Here is a 15,656-nt window from a genome sequence, read left to right as displayed (position 1 = left end):
TAAGGCTGGCGTTTAACGGAACAGTTTCTTCAGCAGATTGCTCAGGAAACCGCCGCTGACGGTTGCCGGGGCAACTTCCGCCTGCGCCGGTACGGCGACGCCGGCCGGGATTTTCTGCGCGATCGCGATGCGGCTGTCCTGGGCGGCTTTCTCCGCCGCTTCCGGGCCGTAGGCGAAGCCTTCCGCCAGCACGAATTCAACGTCGGTGATGCCGATAAAGCCCAGGAACAACTTCACGTACGGCGTGATCAGATCCGTCGGCGTGTCGGCGTGGACGCCGCCGCGGCTGGAGATGACGATCGCTTTCTTGCCCGTCACCAGCCCTTCGGCGCCGGCGGAGGTATAGCGGAACGTCTGGCCGGCGCGGGCGATAAGATCGAAGTAGATCTTCAGCTGCGTCGGGATGTTGAAGTTGTACATCGGGGCGCTGATAATCAGCGTGTCGTGCGACTTCAGCTCGGCAATCAGCTCATCGGACAGCGCCAGGGTGCTTTGCTGATGCGGCGTCAGCGGTTTGTCGCCGGCGGTAAAGCCGGCCATCACTTCACCATCCAGCTCCGGCAGCGTTGGGTTGGCCAAATCGCGCACGGTGAACGTGTCTTCAGGGTGAGTTTCACGCCATTGTTCAACAAAAAAATCGACTAATTTTCCAGACTGGGAATATTCACCCAGAATGCTTGATTTCAGGACCAGTACGCGGCTCATTGGCTTATCTCCAGGCGAAGGCTAATCGGTAACGATGTCAGTCGGTGTAAACGCATGGTAGAGGCAAGCCATCAACAGTGATAGCGCAAAAATTCGCTGAGTTAAATCAAAAAAGTTGAAAAAGGGGCGCGAGCGCGCCCCGATAGGATCAATAACGCGCTACGCGCTCGGCCAGCAGATCGATAAAGCCCTCGCGGTTGATGCCGGTCAACACTTCCACGTTGGCCGCGTTGCCGGTTTGCTGGAAATAGTCCACCACCGTCATGCCGACGGTGTAGTCCCCTTTGGTCTCCACTCCGACCCAGCGTTCTACGCCGGTGAACAGCTGCGGCGCCAGCAGCCAGGCGATGGTGCAGGGATCGTGCATCGCTGCGCCGGGCAGGCCGCGCGGATGGCTGAGGTACAGCGGCAGGTAAAAATCGAGCATCTCCGCGACCGCCTGCGCGACCGGATTGTCTATCTGGCGAATGCGCTCGATATCCTGCGGCAACACCAGCGCCTGATGGGTGACGTTCAGCCCGGCCATGGTCAGCGGCACCCCGGATTTCAGCACCATTTCGGCGGCTTCGGGATCGACGAAGATGTTGAACTCCGCCACCGGCGTGGTATTGCCGGCGTTCATGCCGCCGCCCATGAATACGATGCGCTCGATGCGGCTTTTCAGCTCGGCGTGCTGGGCCAGCAGCAGGGCGATGTTGGTCATCGGGCCGGTCACCACCAGGGTGATCGGCTGCGGGCTGGCGCGCAGCAGGTCGGCGATCAGCTCAACGGCGCCGCGGGGATCGGGTTTGAGGGTCGGCGTCGGCAGGTGGGTGTTGCCCATGCCGGTTTTGCCGTGGACATAGTCGGCGATCACCAGCTCGCGCATCAGCGGGCCGCCGGCGCCGGCGGCGACCGGGATGTCCTCGCGCTGCATCAGGGTCAGCAGGCCCAGCGCGTTATGCAGGGTTTTCTCCGGCGTCTGGTTGCCGGCGGAGGTGGTAATGGCTTTGACGTCCAGCTCCGGCGAACGCAGCGCCATGGCCAGCGCGATGGCGTCGTCGAGGCCGGGATCGCAATCGATGATAATAGGGCGGGGCATGTTCTTTCTCCTCTGTTTGTTATCCAGCGAGCATCGGATCAAAACCGGGGAGAAACAAGCGCTTTTAGTGCCGGGAGAAAAGATGCGCCCCTGGCGGGGCGCATCGAGAGCGTTTAGTGCAGGATCTTGGCCAGGAAGTCCTTGGCGCGATCGGACTCGGGGTTGTTGAAGAAATCGTCTTTGTTGCGGTCTTCGACGATTTTGCCTTCGTCCATAAAGATCACCCGATTCGCCACCTTGCGGGCGAAGCCCATTTCGTGGGTTACCACCATCATGGTCATGCCTTCGTTCGCCAGTTCGACCATCACGTCCAGCACTTCGTTGATCATTTCCGGATCGAGCGCCGAGGTCGGTTCATCGAACAGCATGGCGATAGGATCCATGCACAGCGCGCGGGCGATGGCGACGCGCTGCTGCTGGCCGCCGGACAGCTGGCCGGGGAACTTGTTGGCATGGGCGGAGAGGCCGACGCGTTCAAGCAGCTTCAGGCCCTTCTCGCGTGAGGCGGTCTTATCGCGCTTGAGCACTTTCACCTGCGCCAGCGTCAGGTTGTCGATGATAGACAGGTGCGGGAACAGCTCAAAGTGTTGGAACACCATGCCGACTTTGGCACGCAGCTGCGCCAGGTTGGTTTTCTTGTCGTTGACCGGCGTGCCGTTCACCAGGATGCTTCCCTGCTGGATCGGCTCGAGGCCGTTGACGGTTTTGATCAGGGTGGACTTGCCGGAACCTGAAGGACCGCAGACGACGACCACTTCGCCTTTTTTCACTTCGGTGGTGCAATCGGTCAACACTTGGAAGTGACCGTACCACTTGGAAACATTTTTCAGGGATATCATCAAACAGTCCTTTTCTTCAAATAGCTTACCAGCGCCGAGGCGGCGAGGCTGATAACAAAATAGACAAAACCGGCGAACAGGATCATTTCAACCTGGGTGCCGTCGCGTTCGCCAATGGTCGACGCGGTGCGGAAGAAGTCGGCCAGGCTCAGTACGTAAACCAGCGAGGTATCCTGGAACAGTACGATGCCCTGAGTCAGCAGCAGCGGCACCATGGCGCGGAACGCCTGCGGCAGGATCACCAGCCGCATGGACTGCCAGTGGGTCATGCCCAGCGCCAGCGCGGCGGAGGATTGGCCGCGCGAGATGCTGATGATACCGGCGCGGATGATTTCCGAATAATAGGCCGCTTCAAACAGGGAAAAGGCTACCATAGCCGAGATCAGGCGAATATCGGTTTTCGGCGACAGCCCTAGAACCTGTTGTAATAAGCTTGGAACCACCAGATAGAACCACAGCAGCACCATCACCAACGGCACCGAGCGGAACAGGTTGACGTACAGGGTGGCGAACCAGCTTATCGGTTTGAACGGCGACAGACGCATAACCGCCAACACGGTGCCCCACAGGATGCCGACCACGATGGCGGTCACGGTGATCTTCAGCGTGATCACCATGCCTTGCAGCAGATAAGGGAAGCTTGGGACGATCGACGCCCAGTCAAATTCGTACATTATTTACTCCCCAGGTTGCCAGGCAACTGCACTTTCTTTTCGACCAGACGCATAAACAGCATGATAACGGCGTTGATGCCGATATAAGCCAGCGTGATGGCGGTAAAGGATTCATAGGCGTGTGCGGAGTAATCCAACAACTTACCGGCCTGCGCGGCCATGTCCACCAGCCCGATGGTGGAGGCGATGGCGGAGTTTTTGACCAGGTTGAGCATTTCCGAGGTCATCGGCGGCACGATCACCCGGTAGGCGTTCGGCAGCAGCACGTAGCGGTAGGTTTGCGGCAGCGTCAGGCCCATCGCCAACCCGGCGGCTTTCTGGCCGCGCGGCAGGGACTGAATGGCGGCGCGCACCTGTTCGCAAACGCGGGCGGCGGTAAACAGCCCCAGGCAGAGCATGGAAGAGACGAAGAACTGCACGTTGGGATCCAGCTCGGTTTTGAACCAGGTGCCGATATTGGCCGGCAGCAGCTCGGGGATCACCAGATACCAGGTAAAGAATTGCACGATCAGCGGCACGTTGCGGAACAGTTCGACGTAACAGGTGCCGAGGGTGGAAAGAAAGCGGTTGGGCACGGTACGCAAGATACCGAACAGTGAACCGACGAAGAAAGCGATAATCCAGGCACAGACGGAGAGGGCCACCGTGACCTGAAAGCCGGACCAGATCCAGCCGAGGTAAGTGGTGTTCCCAAACGGGGCCTGCTGCAGGAAGATACCCCAGTTCCAATCTATTGACATAACAAACTCCGATAAACGGGCGCAGGGCGCCGAAGATTGATGACTTGATGAGCGCCGATCGCCGCGCGGCCAGTCTGGCTGGCTTGTTGTGTACGGGTGTCGGTGATGCGCCTTGGGGAAAATGAGGGAGGGGAACGGCCCCCCTCATTCCTGTCTGTCCCAGTCATCAACTGGGCCGGTTTGGCCTGGCGGCCGCCCCGGCTTTTGTTCTATTTAGTTCAACGCTTTGTCGTTAGGCTCTTTGAACAGCTGCTTCATGTCGTCCGACAGTTCGAAGTTCATGTTGAGGTTTTTCGGTGGAATAGGCTGCTTGAACCATTTCTCAAACCACTTGGCCGCTTCACCGGAAGTTTGCGCCTGGGCGATGGTGTCATCGACCAGCTTTTTAAACTCAGGATCGTCTTTGCGCAGCATGCAGCCGTAGGCTTCTTTCGACTGCGGCGTGCCGATGATTTCCCACTGATCCGGTTTCTTGGCCTTGGCGCGTTCGCCCGCCAGCAGGGCGTCGTCCATCATGAAGGCCACCGCGCGGCCGCTTTCCAGGGTACGGAAGGAGTCGCCGTGGTCTTTGGCGCTGATGATGCGCATGTTCATTTTGTCGCTGTCGTTCAGCTTGTTCAGCAGCACTTCGGAGGTGGTGCCGGAGGTGACCACCACCGGTTTGCCGGCCAGGTCCTTAAAGTCTTTGATATCGGATCCTTTTTTCACCAGCAAGCGGGTGCCGACCACGAAAATGGTGTCGGAGAAGGCGGCCTGTTTCTGGCGCTCGAGGTTATTGGTGGTGGAGCCGCACTCGAAATCATAGGTGCCGTTTTGCAGCAGCGGGATGCGGTTCTGCGAGGTAATCGGCAGCATTTTCACCTGCAGATTCGGCGCATTCAGCTTTTTCTTAACGGCTTCAACGATTTGGTTGGAGTAGTCCTGAGAGTAGCCCACAACTTTTTGTTGGTTGTCGTAGTAGGAGAACGGCACTGACGATTCGCGGTGGCCGACAACGATCACGCCATTGTCTTTGATTTTCTTCAGCGTACCGGTCAGGTCTTCCGCATGCGCCACGCTACCTGCCGCACCGAGCAGCAGTAACGATAACGCCAATTTACGCATTTGCATGGTCCAACTCCTTTGCTGTTGTTGTGGCTCTGACTAAAGAGCGTCAGGTTAAATCGACTGTTTATTGCTCAAGTTATAAAGATAGTCTTATGAACTGAACGCTGTTAAAAAATAACCGATTGTGAACACATTGAAACTAAAATGTTTCATTTTTTGAGACGCCGCGCGCACCAAATCAATGCAACAAAACGTCGGCGCCCCCGCGTGGTGCGCTTAATGCACCCAAAATGTGCGCAGGTGCGACAAAACGTCAGCAAAAGTAAACCGGCGCGCGTTGTCGCCATAGATAAAAGCAAGGAGTGTGCCAGCCGCGTTGATTTAACGACGTTTTCTGACTGAGGTGGGGATATTGACGGGAACGCGGGGCGCGGCGGGCGCGCCCCGGCGAAGAGGATTATTTGCGGCGCAAGCCCAACATCAGCGCCCAGCCGCCCAGCAGCAGGGTAATCACCCACAGCGGTGTGGCGCCGAAGCGCGCATAAGGCGTGACGCCGGTGGTCGGCGTGACCTTCACTTCGAGCACCTGGCGGGTAAACTGCGGGATCTCGGCGATCACCTCGCCGTTCGCATCCACTGCGGCGGTAACGCCGTTATTGGTGCTGCGCAGCAGCGGCCGGCCGAGCTCCAGCGCCCGCATGCGCGCCATCTGGAAGTGCTGCCACGGGCCGATGGAGTGACCGAACCAGGCATCGTTGGAGATGGTCAGCAGGAAGTTGGTGTCCGGGCGGAAGTTATCGCGCACCTGCTGGCCCAGCACGATTTCGTAACAGATGGCCGCCGTCAGATTGTAGCCGCGTACGCTGAGCTGCGGCTGCACGTAGTCGCCGCGGCTGAAACCGGACATCGGCAGATTGAAGAACGGCGCGATAGGGCGCAGCAGTTCACCCAGCGGCACAAACTCGCCGAACGGCACCAGGTGATGCTTGTTGTAGCGATCTTTGGCCGGGTAGCTGTACGGCGTCGGTTCGCCCAGCACGATGGCGCTGTTGTATTCCTGCACGCCTTGTGGGGTGGCGCGCGCATCGACGATGCCGGTGATCAGGCTGCTGTTCTTCGCCCGCATCAGGTCATCCATCATGATCAGGAAGCCGTTCTGACGCGGCTCGAAGTCAGGGATGGCGGACTCTGGCCAGATGATGATCGGCGCCTTGCCCATGTAGGGGCGGGTTTCGTCCAGATAGGTTTGCAGCGTGCTGAGCAGAATGCTCGGATCCCACTTCATTGACTGGGGAATGTTGCCTTGCACCATGGCGACGTTCACCGCTTTCTTCGGCTGCGGGGTAAACCACTGCAGCTGGCGCAGCGGCCACGGCAACAGCAGCAGCGCGGCGGCGATCACGGCTGCCGACAGGCGCCGTTGATTGACGGCGTACACCAGCAGGCCGGCGATGGCCATCAGCACAAAGGTGATGGCGTCAACGCCCAGCAGCGGCGCGATGCCCTTCAGCGGGCCGTTGATCTGGCTGTAGCCGAACTGCAGCCACGGGAAGCCGGTCAGCACCCAGCCGCGCAGGAATTCGGTCACCTGCCACAGCGCCGGCGCGGCGATGGCCAGCCGCCACCAACTGGTGGCCGGCCACAGGCGCGTCAGCAGCCCGGCGAACAGTCCGGTGTACAGCGACAGGTAAGCGGCGAGCAGTACCACCAGGAAGACGTTGACGGCGAACGGCATGCCGCCGAAATCGGCGATGCTGACATACACCCAGTTGATGCCGCTGCCGAACAGCCCGAAGCCCCAGACAAAGCCGAGCAGGGCGGACTGTTTGGTGGTGCGATTGAGGGTAACGGCCAGCAGGCCGAACAGGGAGACGATGGCCGCGGGCCAGAAGTCGTAGGGCGAGAACGCCAGCGTCCCGCCGGCACCTGACAACAGCGCCAGCAGGGCGCGAACCCGCTGGCGTTCAAGTAATGAGGCTTTAGCCATGTTGGATTTAATCTTCCAGTTTCGGTGGTGGAGAATCGTCCGGAATTTTTACATGAACCTGGATGATACGTCGACTGTCGGCCATGGCAACTTTAAATAGGTAACCTTCGATTTCAATGGTTTCCCCGCGCGCCGGCAGGTGGCCGAAGGCCTGCATCACCAGACCGCCGATGGTATCGACCTCGTCATCGCTGAAGTGGGTGCCGAAGGCTTCGTTGAAGTCTTCGATCGGGGCCAGCGCGCGCACGGTGTACATGTGGCGGCTGAGCTGGCGGATATCCAGATCGTCTTCGTCGTCATATTCGTCTTCGATCTCGCCGACGATCAGTTCCAGGATATCTTCGATGGTGACCAGGCCGGACACGCCGCCGAATTCGTCAATGACAATCGCCATGTGATAGCGCTGGGAGCGGAATTCTTTCAGCATCCGGTCGACGCGCTTGCTTTCCGGCACCACCACCGCGGTGCGCAGCACCTTGTCGATGCTGAACGGCTCGGAATCTGCGCGCATGAACGGCAGCAGATCCTTGGCCATCAGGATGCCTTCGATGTGATCTTTGTCTTCGCTGATCACCGGGAAACGCGAGTGGGCGGAGTCGATAATCACGTCCAGGCACTCTTCCAGCGTCTGGTTGCGCTTGAGCGTCACCATCTGGGAGCGGGGGATCATGATGTCGCGCACGCGCTGTTCGGCGATATCCATCACGCCTTCCAGCATGTCGCGGGTATCGGGATCGATCAGGTCGTTTTGTTCGGAATCGCGGATCAGCTCGACCAGATCGCCACGGTTTTTGGGCTCGCCGTGGAACAACTGGTTAAGGATAAGAGTAAAGAACCCCTTCTTGGGACTGGGGCTGTCATTGCTTTGTGAATGGTCGTCGCTCATGGCGTTTTCGTTACTGTCACTCATGTCAGAGTTAAGGGGCGTCAGCGACAGCCCCGCAGAGGGGCTGTAGGGTAAACGGCTGACGTCAGACGGGGTCTTTTTCCGCCAGGTACGGATCAGGATAGCCCAGTCCGTGCATGATTTCGGTTTCCAAAGACTCCATTTCTTCGGCTTCATCGTCTTCGATGTGGTCATACCCTAGCAGATGGAGGCTGCCGTGGACAACCATATGCGCCCAGTGGGCTTCCAGCGTTTTGCCTTGCTCAATCGCTTCCTGCTCAACCACCTGACGGCAGATGATCAGATCGCCGAGCAGCGGCAGCTCAATGCCCGGCGGGGCTTCGAACGGGAAAGAGAGCACGTTGGTCGGCTTGTCTTTGCCGCGGTAGGTCAGGTTCAGCTCGTGGCTTTCCGCTTCGTCCACCAGACGCACGGTCACCTCGGCCTCCTCCTGAAATTGCGGCAGCACGCCTTCCAGCCAGCGTTGGAAGGTGGCCTCATCCGGCAGGCCGTCGCTGCTTTCACAGGCAATCTGCAAATCCAAAATCACCTGGCTCATGGTGTCTCCTGCTCGGAGGCGGCGAGCGCCTCGCGCTTACGTTGTTCGGCAATCGCGTCTTTGCGTTTCTGTTCGGCCGCTTCCCAGGCCTCATAGGCGATGACCACGCGAGCCACCACCGGGTGGCGCACCACGTCTTCGCTGTGGAAGAAGTTGAAGCTCAGCTCTTCCACGTCCGACAGCACTTCCACCGCGTGGCGCAGGCCGGATTTCTGGTTGCGCGGCAGGTCGATCTGGGTGACGTCGCCGGTGATGACCGCCTTCGAGTTGAAACCGATGCGCGTCAGGAACATCTTCATCTGTTCGATGGTGGTGTTCTGGCTCTCATCCAGAATGATAAAGGCGTCGTTCAGCGTGCGGCCGCGCATATAGGCCAGCGGCGCGACTTCGATCACGTTGCGTTCGATGAGCTTCTCCACGCGCTCGAAGCCCAGCATTTCGAACAGGGCGTCGTACAGCGGGCGCAGATAAGGATCGACCTTCTGGCTCAGATCGCCCGGCAGGAAGCCCAGCTTTTCGCCGGCTTCGACCGCGGGACGGGTCAGCAGAATGCGGCGAATTTCCTGGCGTTCCAGCGCATCCACCGCAGCGGCGACCGCCAGGTAGGTTTTGCCGGTGCCCGCCGGGCCGATGCCGAAGGTGATGTCGTGATCGAGAATGTTGGCGATGTATTGCGCCTGGTTAGGCGTGCGCGGTTTCACCATGCCGCGCTTGGTTTTAATGGTGACCGCCTTGCCGTAATCCGGCACGCTGTCGGCGACCTGTTCCAGCACCCGGCTCTCTTTGATCGCCAGATGGATTTGCTCCGGATCGATATCCGGGATCACGCCGCGAATCGGCGCGGTATCCACGTAAAGATGGCGCAGGATATCGGCGGCGGCGACCACGCACAGGTTCTTGCCGACCAGCTTGAAACGGTTGTCGCGGCGATTGATTTCGATGCCCAATCGGCGCTCGAGTTGCTTGATGTTGTCATCAAACGGGCCGCACAGGCTGAGCAAACGCTGGTTGTCTGCGGGCTCTAACAAAATTTCTTGTGTTGCGACGTTCAAACTATTCCTCTAGGTCACATCGGGCCTGGTTGATGTCACATAGCGCGTCCGGGACGCGCGCGTTCAGGACGAGCCTGAATACTCTCTTTCTTGAATTATTCATGGTGCGCCGCAACGGCGCAAGTTTACCGCTGATCTATCTGTGCGCCGTCGGCGGAATTCAAGGGAAGACAAGGAAAAAACGCGGCGGGGCGCAAAGCCCGCCGCGTCATCACAGGACAAGACAGCTGGGAATCAGTTCTTTTTCACGAATTCGGATTTCAGTTTCATCGGGCCGAAACCGTCGATTTTGCAGTCGATGTTGTGATCGCCTTCCACCAGACGAATGTTTTTCACCTTGGTGCCGATTTTCAGCATCGAGGAACTGCCTTTGACCTTCAGGTCCTTGATCACGGTGACCGCGTCGCCGTCCGCCAGCAGGTTGCCGTTGGCGTCTTTGACGATCAGCGCGTCCTGATCTTCCGCCGGGGCGCTGTCGCTCCACTCATGGGCGCACTCAGGGCAGATGAACAGGGCATTGTCCTGGTAGGTGTATTCGGAGTTGCACTTCGGGCAGTGTGGGAGTTGCATGTTATGTCGCCTCTTCAACAATAAAAAAATAAAAAAAAACATCACCGGGCGCGGACGCCCGGCGGAGAAACGGTAAGGAATAGCGTGAATGGGCGGCGATAAGGCGGCCGCCGCGGCGTCAGGGCTGGTAAATGCCGACGCCCAGCGCGTTTTCTTTGCGGGTACGGGCGATCACCGACTGCGGGGATTCATGTACGCGCAGATCCATCTGCTGTTCGGTGCGCACCACTGCGCCACGCAGGGTGTTGGTCAGCACCTCGGTAATTTCCACGTCGACAAACTGGCCGATCATGTCAGGCGTGCCTTCGAAGTTTACCACACGGTTGCATTCCGTGCGCCCGGCCAGTTCCATCACGCTTTTGCGCGAGGTGCCTTCCACCAGAATACGCTGGACGGTGCCGAGCATGCGGCGGCTGAATTGCAGCGCCTGCTGGTTGATGCGATCCTGCAGAATGTACAGCCGCTGCTTTTTCTCTTCTTCGCTGACGTCGTCAACCATGTCCGCCGCCGGCGTACCGGGGCGCGACGAATAGATGAAGCTGAAGCTGACGTCGAAGTTGACGTCGGCGATCAGGTTCATGGTCTGTTCGAAGTCGGCCTGGCTCTCGCCCGGGAAACCGACGATGAAATCGGAGCTGAGCTGAATATTCGGGCGCGCCTTGCGCAGCTTGCGGATAATCGCCTTGTACTCCAGTGCGGTGTGCGCGCGTTTCATCATGGTCAGGATGCGATCCGAACCACTCTGCACCGGCAGATGCAGGAAGCTGACCAGCTCCGGCGTGTCTTCGTACACCGCGATGATATCGTCGGTGAACTCGATAGGGTGGCTGGTGGTGAAGCGAATGCGATCGATGCCGTCGATGGCGGCCACCAGGCGCAGCAGTTCGGCGAACGAGCAGATATCGCCGTCATGCGTGGCGCCGCGGTAAGCGTTGACGTTTTGGCCGAGCAGGTTGACCTCGCGCACGCCCTGCGCCGCCAACTGGGCGATTTCGAACAGCACGTCGTCGCTCGGGCGGCTCACTTCTTCGCCGCGGGTGTAAGGCACCACGCAGAAAGTGCAGTATTTGTTGCAGCCTTCCATGATCGACACGAATGCGGTCGGGCCTTCGGCGCGCGGCTCCGGCAGGCGGTCGAACTTTTCGATCTCCGGGAAGCTGATATCGACCACCGGGCTGCGGGTGCCCTGAACGTGGTTGATCATTTCCGGCAGGCGGTGCAGGGTCTGCGGGCCGAATACCACGTCGACGCAGGGCGCGCGGCTGCGGATAAGCTCCCCTTCTTGCGAGGCCACGCAACCGCCGACCCCGATGATGACAGACGGGTTCTTTTCTTTCAGCAAGCGCCAGCGCCCCAGCATGGCGAAAACTTTCTCCTGCGCTTTTTCGCGGATCGAGCAGGTGTTCAGCAACAGCACGTCCGCTTCTTCGGCGTTGTCGGTCCACTCGAAGCCGTGCGTGCTGTTCAACAGGTCGGCCATTTTCGATGAATCGTACTCATTCATCTGGCAGCCCCAGGTTTTGATATGTAGTTTTTTCGTCATTGACTTGCCATTACTCAGTGCGGAGCGAAAGTTGCGTTACGCGACATGCAGGGCGCGTATTGTAATCATTTGCCGCCGTTGTGACCAGCGCGGGGGAAAATGGCACGCAACCTGAAGCCGAAGCGAAAATCCGGTACACTGCGCAAAACGCCATCCTGGGTGGGATGGCGAGCATTCACACAGAAAACATAGCCAATATGAAGACATCTCAAAATCGGTATGACGCGGTGGTGGTGGGCGGCGGCATGGTCGGCGCGGCGGCGGCCCTCGGGCTGGCGCAGGCGGGCTGGTCGGTGGCGTTGCTGGAACATCAGGCGCCGCAGGCGTTCGAGGCGCAAAGCCCGCCGGACCTGCGCATTTCCGCTATCGGCTGCACCTCGGTGGGGCTGCTGAAACAGCTCGGCGCCTGGCCGGCCGTGACGGCGATGCGCACGGCGCCGTATCGCCGGCTGGAGACCTGGGAATGGGCATCGTCGCGGGTGGCGTTCGACGCGGTGTCCCTGGGGCTGCCGGAGCTGGGCTTTATGGTGGAAAACCGTATTCTGCAGCTGGCGCTGTGGCAGCAGTTCGCGCAGTGCGCCAATCTGACGTTGCTGTGCCCCGCCAGGCTGCAATCGCTGCAGCGGGCGGACAAGGCCTGGCAGTTGACGCTGGACAGCGGTGAAACGCTGCAGGCGCGGCTGGTTATCGGCGCCGATGGTGCCAACTCGCAGGTGCGCAAGCTGGCGGCGATCGGCACCAACGGTTGGCAGTATCGTCAGGCATGCATGTTGATCACCGTCGATACCGGCACGCCGCAGCAGGATGTGACCTGGCAGCGCTTCTTCCCGTCCGGGCCGCGCGCCTTCCTGCCGCTGTACGACAGCTGGGCATCGCTGGTGTGGTATGACAGCCCGCAGCGCATTCGCCAACTGCAGGCGATGCCGCCGGCGCAGCTGGAGCGCGAGATCGCCGCCGCTTTTCCAGCGCGACTGGGCCCGGTCAAGGTGCACGCCGCCGGATCGTTCCCGTTGACGCGGCGTCATGCGCAGCGTTACGTGCTGCCGGGGCTGGCGCTGCTGGGGGATGCCGCGCATACCATCAACCCGCTGGCCGGGCAGGGCGTCAATCTGGGGTATCGTGATGTGGATGCCTTGTTGAATGTGTTGAGCGAGGCGCGGGATCAGGGAGAGGACTGGAGCAGCGAGGCGGTGCTGTTGCGTTATCAGCGTCGCCGTCGCACCGACAATCTGCTGATGCAGAGCGGCATGGATCTGTTTTATACCGCCTTCAGCAATAACCTGGCGCCGCTGAACGTGGCGCGCAATCTGGCGCTGATGGCCGCGCAGCGGGCGGGCAAGCTGAAAGAGCATGCGTTGAAGTACGCGTTGGGATTGTAACCGGTAGGGCTCAGCGGCGGCTGGGCCCGTTAGGATTGGCTGAACGCCAGACAGCAAAAAGCCCGCCGAAGCGGGCTTTTCTAAATATGGCTGGGGTGCCAGGATTCGAACCTGGGTATGCTGGTATCAGAAACCAGAGCCTTACCGCTTGGCGACACCCCAATTATGGTGGCTACGACGGGATTTGAACCTGTGACCCCATCATTATGAGTGATGTGCTCTAACCAGCTGAGCTACGTAGCCGATGTTACTTTTTACTTCTTTGATTTGCAAGCAGTTTGTTATGGCTGGGGTACCTGGATTCGAACCAGGGAATGCCGGTATCAAAAACCGGTGCCTTACCGCTTGGCGATACCCCACCTGCAAACAAATCTTATGTTGAAACCCCGTTCCCGAAAGAATATGGCTGGGGTACCTGGATTCGAACCAGGGAATGCCGGTATCAAAAACCGGTGCCTTACCGCTTGGCGATACCCCATCAACATACTGCGCCGACGATGAAGAGAAATGGTGCGGGAGGCGAGACTTGAACTCGCACACCTTGCGGCGCCAGAACCTAAATCTGGTGCGTCTACCAATTTCGCCACTCCCGCAAATGCAAAAAAGAGATGGTGGCTACGACGGGATTCGAACCTGTGACCCCATCATTATGAGTGATGTGCTCTAACCAGCTGAGCTACGTAGCCCTCTTTTTTTGCTTTGCCTTCATCGGCGTTGCGGGGCGCATTATGCGTATATGACCGATTTGCGTCAACAAGTTTTTTCCCGAAAAAGCGCCCGGAAGCGCCGTTTGTCTGGGTTGTGAACATTATGGCGATAAAATCGGCAATTCAGGCAGTTGGCGGAGGAAAAAGGCAACAAAAAGGCGGGCCAAAAGGCCCGCCCCAAGGGAAAACGCCGCGCGATTATTTATAGGCGGCCTGATGCACGCCGACGGCGCGGCCGGAAGGATCGTCCATCTTCTTGAACGATTCGTCCCATTCGATGGCCTTGGCGGACGAGCAGGCGACGGACGGGCCGCCCGGCACGCATTCGGCGGCGCTCGGCAGCGGGAACAGCTCCTCGAAGATTTCGCGGTACAGGTAGCCTTCTTTAGAGGTCGGCGTGTTGTACGGGAAGCGGAAACGCGCGGTTTCGAGCTGTTGATCGCTGATTTGCTGCGCAGCGACCTCTTTTAGCGTGTCGATCCAACTGTAGCCAACGCCGTCGGAGAACTGCTCTTTCTGGCGCCAGGCCACGCTGGCCGGCAAATAGGACTCGAAACATTCGCGAACGATGTGTTTTTCCATTTTGCCGTTGCCGCACATTTTATCTTTCGGGTTGATGCGCATCGCCACGTCGAGGAATTTCTTGTCCAGGAACGGCACGCGGGCTTCGACGCCCCAGGCGGACATCGCCTTGTTGGCGCGCGCGCAGTCGAACATGTGCAGCGCCAGCAGTTTACGCACGGTCTCTTCGTGGAATTCGCGGGCGTCCGGCGCCTTATGGAAGTACAGGTAGCCGCCGAACACTTCGTCCGCGCCTTCGCCGGAGAGCACCATCTTGATGCCCATCGCCTTGATTTTGCGCGACATCAGGTACATCGGCGTCGAGGCGCGAATGGTGGTGACGTCGTAGGTTTCGATGTGATAAATCACGTCGCGGATGGCGTCCAGGCCTTCCTGCACGGTGAAGTGGATTTCATGGTGCACGGTGCCCAGATGGTTGGCCACCTCTTGCGCGGCGCGCAGATCCGGCGAGCCTTCCAGGCCGACGGCGAAGGAGTGCAGCTGCGGCCACCAGGCCTCGCTGCGTTCCTGATCCTCCACGCGGCGCGCGGCGTATTTCTTGGTGATCGCCGAGATGACCGAGGAATCCAGCCCGCCCGACAGCAGCACGCCGTAGGGCACGTCGGACATCAGGTGGCTTTTCACCGACTCTTCCAGCGCGGTGCGCAGGGCGGCGGCGTCGGTCACGTTGTCCTTGACGCTGTCGTAATCGAACCAGTCGCGGCGATAATATTCACGGATCTCACCGTCCTGGCTCCACAGATAGCTGCCGGCCGGGAATTCCTTGATGGTGCGGCACACCGGCACCAGCGCTTTCATTTCCGAGGCGACGTACAGGTTGCCGTGCTCGTCGTGGCCCATGTACAGCGGAATGATGCCCAGGTGATCGCGGCCGATCAGGTAGGCGTCTTTTTCGGTGTCATACAGGGCGAAGGCGAACATGCCTTGCAGATCGTCGAGGAAGTCCGGGCCTTTCTCCTGGTACAGCGCCAGGATCACTTCACAGTCGGAACCGGTCTGGAACGCGTAGCGGTCGCTCAGCCGTTGGCGCAGCGTCTGATGGTTGTAAATTTCGCCGTTGACCGCCAGAACGTGGGTGTGCGCAGCGTTGTACAGCGGTTGAGCGCCGTTGTTGACGTCGACGATCGACAGGCGTTCGTGAGCCAGAATGGCTTTGTCGCTGGCGTAAACGCCGGACCAATCCGGGCCGCGGTGGCGCATCAGACGTGACAGCTCCAGTGCTTTCTTACGCAGTTCAACGGGATCGGACTTCAGATCGAGCACACCGAAAATAGAACACATACAACTCTCCTAACGGGCTTTTAT

Annotated in this window: 14 protein-coding genes and 6 tRNA genes; 1 reads left to right on the top strand and 19 read right to left on the bottom strand. The window is 59.4% G+C overall.

Annotated elements, in window-relative coordinates; translation table 11 throughout:
* Positions 1–12: 12 nt before the first annotated feature.
* From ACMGGK_RS17845 to miaB, 12 genes are all read right to left on the bottom strand, one after another.
* On the bottom strand, positions 13–705 hold the full coding sequence (locus ACMGGK_RS17845) for an FMN-dependent NADH-azoreductase (protein ID WP_143778555.1): 693 nt from the start codon (positions 703–705) through the stop codon (positions 13–15).
* Between the two features lie 148 nt (positions 706–853).
* Positions 854–1,786 (bottom strand): pyrimidine-specific ribonucleoside hydrolase RihA, encoded by a 933-nt coding sequence (gene rihA, locus ACMGGK_RS17840; protein WP_016928768.1) that lies wholly within the window; start codon positions 1,784–1,786, stop codon positions 854–856.
* A gap of 113 nt (positions 1,787–1,899) precedes the next feature.
* Positions 1,900–2,625, bottom strand: a complete 726-nt coding sequence (locus ACMGGK_RS17835) for an amino acid ABC transporter ATP-binding protein (protein ID WP_004939983.1) — start codon at positions 2,623–2,625, stop codon at positions 1,900–1,902.
* Complete coding sequence (gene gltK / locus ACMGGK_RS17830; protein WP_004939982.1) at positions 2,625–3,299, bottom strand: glutamate/aspartate ABC transporter permease GltK; 675 nt, start codon at positions 3,297–3,299, stop codon at positions 2,625–2,627. Before gltK ends, ACMGGK_RS17835 begins: the two co-directional genes overlap by 1 nt.
* Positions 3,299–4,039, bottom strand: coding sequence for an amino acid ABC transporter permease (locus tag ACMGGK_RS17825; protein ID WP_004939979.1), 741 nt, complete (start codon positions 4,037–4,039; stop codon positions 3,299–3,301). The genes gltK and ACMGGK_RS17825 overlap by 1 nt, the downstream gene beginning before the upstream one ends.
* Positions 4,040–4,252: 213 nt before the next feature.
* Positions 4,253–5,149 (bottom strand): amino acid ABC transporter substrate-binding protein, encoded by an 897-nt coding sequence (locus ACMGGK_RS17820; RefSeq protein ID WP_004939976.1) that lies wholly within the window; start codon positions 5,147–5,149, stop codon positions 4,253–4,255.
* A 394-nt stretch (positions 5,150–5,543) separates the two neighbouring features.
* Complete coding sequence (gene lnt, locus ACMGGK_RS17815) at positions 5,544–7,073, bottom strand: apolipoprotein N-acyltransferase (RefSeq protein WP_420277082.1); 1,530 nt, start codon at positions 7,071–7,073, stop codon at positions 5,544–5,546.
* A gap of 7 nt (positions 7,074–7,080) precedes the next feature.
* Entirely contained in the window at positions 7,081–7,959 is an 879-nt protein-coding gene (gene corC, locus ACMGGK_RS17810) for a CNNM family magnesium/cobalt transport protein CorC (RefSeq protein WP_004939973.1), read from the bottom strand.
* 85 nt (positions 7,960–8,044) lie between these two features.
* Positions 8,045–8,518, bottom strand: coding sequence for an rRNA maturation RNase YbeY (gene ybeY, locus ACMGGK_RS17805; protein ID WP_016928766.1), 474 nt, complete (start codon positions 8,516–8,518; stop codon positions 8,045–8,047).
* Positions 8,515–9,570, bottom strand: coding sequence for a PhoH family protein (locus ACMGGK_RS17800; protein WP_004939969.1), 1,056 nt, complete (start codon positions 9,568–9,570; stop codon positions 8,515–8,517). Before ACMGGK_RS17800 ends, ybeY begins: the two co-directional genes overlap by 4 nt.
* A 234-nt stretch (positions 9,571–9,804) precedes the next feature.
* Positions 9,805–10,140 (bottom strand): zinc ribbon domain-containing protein YjdM, encoded by a 336-nt coding sequence (locus ACMGGK_RS17795; protein ID WP_004939967.1) that lies wholly within the window; start codon positions 10,138–10,140, stop codon positions 9,805–9,807.
* A gap of 118 nt (positions 10,141–10,258) precedes the next feature.
* A complete protein-coding gene (gene miaB, locus ACMGGK_RS17790; protein WP_004939964.1) occupies positions 10,259–11,683 on the bottom strand; it encodes a tRNA (N6-isopentenyl adenosine(37)-C2)-methylthiotransferase MiaB in 1,425 nt (474 codons plus the stop codon).
* A gap of 197 nt (positions 11,684–11,880) precedes the next feature.
* Between miaB and ubiF the strand changes: the two genes are divergently transcribed.
* Positions 11,881–13,062, top strand: a complete 1,182-nt coding sequence (gene ubiF, locus ACMGGK_RS17785) for a 3-demethoxyubiquinol 3-hydroxylase (RefSeq protein WP_420277081.1) — start codon at positions 11,881–11,883, stop codon at positions 13,060–13,062.
* An 87-nt stretch (positions 13,063–13,149) separates the two neighbouring features.
* Here ubiF and ACMGGK_RS17780 read toward each other — a convergent pair.
* From ACMGGK_RS17780 to asnB, 7 genes are all read right to left on the bottom strand, one after another.
* A tRNA-Gln gene (locus ACMGGK_RS17780) sits at positions 13,150–13,224 on the bottom strand.
* 4 nt (positions 13,225–13,228) lie between these two features.
* Positions 13,229–13,305 (bottom strand) — tRNA-Met (locus ACMGGK_RS17775).
* A 41-nt stretch (positions 13,306–13,346) separates the two neighbouring features.
* Positions 13,347–13,421: transfer RNA gene (locus ACMGGK_RS17770), tRNA-Gln, on the bottom strand.
* 44 nt (positions 13,422–13,465) lie between these two features.
* Positions 13,466–13,540, bottom strand: a tRNA-Gln gene (locus tag ACMGGK_RS17765).
* Between the two features lie 30 nt (positions 13,541–13,570).
* Positions 13,571–13,655: transfer RNA gene (locus tag ACMGGK_RS17760), tRNA-Leu, on the bottom strand.
* Positions 13,656–13,671: 16 nt separating this feature from the next.
* Positions 13,672–13,748: transfer RNA gene (locus ACMGGK_RS17755), tRNA-Met, on the bottom strand.
* A 219-nt stretch (positions 13,749–13,967) separates the two neighbouring features.
* The gene (gene asnB / locus ACMGGK_RS17750; protein ID WP_079449578.1) at positions 13,968–15,632 is read right to left on the bottom strand and encodes an asparagine synthase B; all 1,665 of its coding nucleotides are present in this window, start codon (positions 15,630–15,632) and stop codon (positions 13,968–13,970) included.
* Between the last annotated feature and the right edge of the window lie 24 nt (positions 15,633–15,656).

This window comes from Serratia sp. BNK-33-b (assembly GCF_048684565.1).
In the GTDB taxonomy this organism is placed as follows: Bacteria; Pseudomonadota; Gammaproteobacteria; order Enterobacterales; family Enterobacteriaceae; genus Serratia; species Serratia marcescens.
This window is presented reverse-complemented; position numbering and strand designations above follow the sequence as displayed.